This window comes from Chitinophagaceae bacterium, from assembly GCA_030053935.1.
Lineage (GTDB): Bacteria > Bacteroidota > Bacteroidia > Cytophagales > JASGCU01 > JASGCU01.
The window spans coordinates 1,557-6,576 of the sequence record JASGCU010000112.1 but is presented as its reverse complement, the minus strand read 5'-3'; the positions used below and the strand labels follow the sequence as shown (position 1 = coordinate 6,576).

Genomic DNA, 5,020 nt, shown 5'->3' with positions numbered 1-5,020 from the left:
ACTCTGTCTAAGCGACCTTAAACTCTGTCTAAGCAACCTTAAACTCTGTCTAAGCAACCTTAAACTCTGTCTAAGCGACCTTAAACTCTGTCTAAGCAACCTTAAACTCTGTCTAAGCAACCTTAAACTCTGTTTCAGGTCTTTTTAATAATGAATCGGGGAATAAAAAAAAGCCCACGCTTGGAAACGTGGGCTATACTTAACATAAAAACGTTGGTAAGAAGAATAGGAATTATATTTAGTTCCTTAAAGGTTTTCTTTTGAATAGGATGCTGTGGATTCTTTCTCATGTTTTTGGTTCTCCTGTTAAGCTCAAGAATACTTCTCTTTCTAGGTCTAAGAGATATTGTTCAGAAACTTCGGTAGGGGCGGAGAGGTCTCCACCGTTCATAACCCAAGAGAGTTTTTTTGCTATTTTGGCATCGTGTTGGGATATATGAAAGAAAAAGGGTATAAAATAACAAAAGAGGGAGTGTATGCTATGCTCAGACGGAAAAAAGAATATCTGGAGGCAAAACAAGAAGCATATACAAGGATAAGAGATATATTTAATTTAGAACTGTATAATTATGCTATTAGCAAAAAATACACCGTAGATATAGAAGGAAATAATTGTCTATTCAGACATCGAATGAGACGATCTGTTAGAAAAACTTGTTGTCTTTCAAAAAAAATGTTTAATCACAATGAAAGCCTTTTGTTGAGCAATTTTTTAGATTAATTGGGGCTTTATTTAACCTATCATACTTTTTGAATCACCACCTATAATTACAATGTATTTTGAAAACGAAAATAAATTAGGTAAAAAATTATCACAAATTCCATACAATATAAAAAACATAATTGCAAATGTTTTTTTTGTTTTTTACACATAATTTTCTTTATTTTCAATAATATTGAAAATAAAAAAGCAAACCTTTATTGAAAAAAAATAGATTTGTAATTATTTTCTTTTTTCCTATACATTTGGAAAATTATTAAAAAACGTTTTAAAAAGCACATCCACTTGAAAATAAAAATAGAAAAAAGTGTGTTTTGGTAAAGCATCATTGTATTTTTTATTATTTAACAATTTAACTACATTATTATGAGGTATTTTTACAAGAGGTATTTTCTATTGTTAGTTGCCCTGGCAATAGGAGTTTTTGAAGCATCAGGGCAGACGGTTATTACAGGTAAAATCTATGATATAAAAACAAATCAACCTCTTATAGGTGTAAATGTTTTGGTCAAGGGATATACCTTTGGAACCGTGTCGGATTTTGATGGAAATTTTAAAATATCTGTTTCCAATGCACTTCCACTTACTTTAGATATTAGTTATATTGGCTACGGAAAGCAAGAGATAGAAGTGAACGAAACAAATATAAATACTATTTCTATAGCCATGGAAGAAGAAATTCTTTTGGGACAAGAAGTAGTTGTTTCTGCGTCAAAAGTAGAAGAGAATATTTTACAATCACCTGTGGCTATTGAAAAACTAGATGCTTTGGATATACAATCTACTCCCGCAGATAATTATTACAAGAGCTTAGCGAATATCAAAGGCGTGGATATTACTACGAATAGTATCAATTTTCAAGTAGTAAACACAAGAGGATTTGGTAACACAGGAAATACACGCTTTGTGCAATTAGTGGATGGAATGGATACCCAAGCACCTGGATTAAACTTTCCCGTAGGAAATTTAAATGGTCCATCAGAATTAGATATAGAAAGTTTGGAACTTATATCAGGCGCATCATCTGCTTTGTATGGTCCCAATGCAGTAAATGGGATATTGCTTATCAATAGTAAAAATGCTTTTGAATACCAAGGTCTCAGTGCTTATGCAAAAAGTGGAGTAAATCATATAGGTGGTCCCAGAAGTCAACCAGCACCATTATTTGATGCTTCTCTTCGTTATGCAAAAGCATTTAACAATAAATTCGCTTTCAAAGTAAATGGTTCTTATTCCCAAGCAATTGACTGGTATGGAAATTCTGATGCAGATAGAAATGCGGCACAGAATCCTTTCAAAGATTGTGCAGAATGCGGAGAAAGAACGAACCCTGGAGAAGATAAACCAAATTATATGGGAGATGAGGCAGGATTAAATCTTAATTTATTAAGATTTAGCACTGGAGCTGGAAGTTGGCAGACACTTGCAAGCTTTGGACCAGCTATTTTTGAACCTGGTATCACGGCATGGAATTATGCAAGTAATGGCTTTTTACCAAACCACGTAGTAACCGCCCCTTCTTACCATGAAAAATATATAGTAAACTACAATGCACGAAATATCAAAGCAAGCGGAGGATTATATTACCGAATCAATAATAAAATAGAGCTGAGTTACTTATATAATGGAGGATGGGGAACTTCTGTTTATACAGGAGCACAGAGATATTCTTTGGTAAACTTTGCAGTTCATCAGCACCGATTGCAAATAAAAGGAGATAACTTTTATGTGAGAGCATACAGCACCACTGAAAATTCAGGCGATGCCTTTATTGCAGAATTTGCAGCAAAAAAAATAAATGATGAAAGATCAGGAGGTGTTACCTCTTATTTAACAAGTTATCCTATTTTTTATCTGCAATCACTGTATAAACAAGGAATACTCCCTACTACCAATCCTTCCAGTGTTACTCTTGCCCAACAGTATAAAGCCCACGAATACGCTCGAACCATGATCAACAACCAATTTCCTTTAGATGAGGGTTCTGATGCTTTTAATACTATAAAAAATGGTATAATAAATGGAGTAAAAACCAGTGGAGCAAAAAAAAATGTAGTTCCTGAAGGACCATATTTTAATGATAATACCAGTTTATACCACATAGAAGGACAGTATAACTTTAAAAATCAGATAAAGTGGTTAGAATTATTGGTAGGTGGAAATGTACGACTCTTCAACCTTAACTCCAACGGCACAGTATTTGCCGATTCAGCGGGTGTATTAATAAAAGAATTCGGAGCGTATGCTCAGGTAGGGAAAAATATTGTCAAAAATTTGAAAGTAACGGCTTCTCTCAGGTATGACCAAAACCTTAACTTTAACGGACAATTGAATCCTAAGATGGCACTGGTATATACTTTCAAAAATAATCATAATTTTAGAGTTTCTTACCAAACGGGCTTTAGAAACCCCACCACTCAAGACCAGTATATAGATTTAGATATTATTTCTGCACGTCTATTAGGAGGGCTCCCCCAATTTTATGAAAAATATAACATACGCAAGGAAAGTTCTACAGGAATCCCCCTTACTTATACTCAAGAATCTATTAGCAAATTTAAAGAAGCTATTTTTAGCAAAAACTTAAGTCCTTTTCACCCTGATGCAGTGAAAGAGCTTATTCCTCTTACTGCTTATACGACAGTACAACCAGAAGAGATTCAATCTTTTGAGTTTGGCTATAAGTCTATTATAGCAAGGGACTTATTGATAGATTTTTCTTATTACTATAATAACTTTAATAATTTTATCTCTACCAATAATGTTCAAATAGCTGGAGAACTTCCTACAGGAGGAGGTGTAAATTATTCGTCTCTTTTATCAGGAAGTGCAAATAATAGCTTTCAAATTACTACCAATTTGAAACAAGCAATACAAGCACATGGAACTTCTCTTGGATTTAATTATTCTTTTGGAAGGTCGGGATATTCTGTGTATGGAAATTGGAGTTGGAATAAACTCTTAGGGGTAACAAAAACAGAAGATAATATTATAGGATTTAACACCCCCGAAAATAAGTTTAATATAGGTGTAGGCAATAGAAAACTTACCGAAAACCTTGGATTTGGAATTACTTATAGATGGCAAGAAAGATTTTACTGGGATTCCAGTTTTGGAAAAGGATATATAGATCCTTTTGGAACCTTAGATTTACAAGCATCTTATAAACTCAAGTTCTTGAAGTCCATAGTAAAAATAGGAGCTTCTAACGCCCTCAATACTTATTATGTGCAAAGTTTTGGAGGACCTACCATAGGTGGGATATATTATGCTTCTATAACCTTTGACCAATCTATTAATTAGCATCTGCAACAAAAATGAATCACGGAGAGGGTTTATAGAGTATATTTTTGAGATATACTTCCAATAAGACCCTCTCTGTACATTCATGAGAATCTCTCACATACCTTTTCTCCCTTTTTACAAAAAAAATCCATTCCTCTCAAGGAAACAAGATATTCAAAAAACTTCTTGTTGAAAATAATCAATAATATTTATTTTTAAAAGCTTTTCTTGTTCGAATAGATTTAGTTTTGGTATTTTTTTTATCATTTTCCAATGGGGCCAACCTTCAGGGTCTACACCTTCTAATTCATAAAAACCTGATAAACTCATCACTTTGCAAATGGCTATGTGCATCAGATCTTGCTTTTCATCTTTGGTAAACTTTTTTGTGCCTTTTCCTAACTCTTGTATCCCAATAATAAAAAGAACTGCATCTAAGTTTTCAGGTTTTTTCCCGATAATTTTTTCTAAGGCGTTGAGGAGATCCTGCCATTTTATTTCTAGCTCAAAGTCCTTTTTCAGCATTTTTTTTTTCTTTTAATAAATCCCAAAACTCTACTGCCCTTCGCAGATGGGGTATGACTATTGTTCCCCCAATAAGTGTAGCAATACCCCATACTTCTTCTATTTCAGCATCGGTTATACCCACTTTATAACAAGTGTCAAGATGGTATTTTACACAATCATCACATCGTAAAACCAAGCTGCATGCCAATCCCAGCATTTCTTTTGTTTTTATATCTAATGCCCCTTTGCTGTAAGCATTGGTATCTAAATTATAAATTCTTTTTATAACCAGATTATCCGAAGAAAGTATTCGGTTGTTCATTTTTTCCCTATAATCGCGAAATTCTTTTATTGTATCCATTTTTTTATTTTTAATTATGTATTGTTAAATAACGATTTTTTTCTTCAAAAAACCAAAAAATCAATATACAAATTTTTTTAATATCTCTTTCAATGATTCTATTGCCTTCAGAACACTTTTTTTGTCTAGTTCTTTAAAATGGTTTT

The 5,020-nt window shown here is 33.0% G+C and carries 4 protein-coding genes; 2 read left to right on the top strand and 2 right to left on the bottom strand.

Annotated elements, in window-relative coordinates:
* Positions 1-436 precede the first annotated feature (436 nt).
* A complete protein-coding gene (locus tag QM536_09130) occupies positions 437-721 on the top strand; it encodes a hypothetical protein (protein ID MDI9357170.1) in 285 nt (94 codons plus the stop codon).
* A gap of 366 nt (positions 722-1,087) precedes the next feature.
* Positions 1,088-4,024: a TonB-dependent receptor gene (locus QM536_09125; protein MDI9357169.1), complete on the top strand. Its 2,937-nt coding sequence runs from the start codon at positions 1,088-1,090 to the stop codon at positions 4,022-4,024.
* Between the two features lie 156 nt (positions 4,025-4,180).
* Here QM536_09125 and QM536_09120 read toward each other — a convergent pair whose 3' ends face one another.
* Positions 4,181-4,531, bottom strand: coding sequence for a hypothetical protein (locus tag QM536_09120; GenBank protein ID MDI9357168.1), 351 nt, complete (start codon positions 4,529-4,531; stop codon positions 4,181-4,183).
* Positions 4,512-4,874, bottom strand: a complete 363-nt coding sequence (locus tag QM536_09115) for a carboxymuconolactone decarboxylase family protein (GenBank protein ID MDI9357167.1) — start codon at positions 4,872-4,874, stop codon at positions 4,512-4,514. Before QM536_09115 ends, QM536_09120 begins: the two co-directional genes overlap by 20 nt.
* Positions 4,875-5,020: the final 146 nt, after the last annotated feature.

Bases quoted from the DNA above. Each gene is read 5' to 3' on its own strand.
- QM536_09125 (MDI9357169.1), top strand. From the start codon at position 1,088: ATGAGGTATTTTTACAAGAGGTATTTTCTATTGTTAGTTGCCCTGGCA.
- QM536_09130 (MDI9357170.1), top strand. From the start codon at position 437: ATGAAAGAAAAAGGGTATAAAATAACAAAAGAGGGAGTGTATGCTATG.
- QM536_09115 (MDI9357167.1), bottom strand. From the start codon at position 4,874: ATGGATACAATAAAAGAATTTCGCGATTATAGGGAAAAAATGAACAAC.
- QM536_09120 (MDI9357168.1), bottom strand. From the start codon at position 4,531: ATGCTGAAAAAGGACTTTGAGCTAGAAATAAAATGGCAGGATCTCCTC.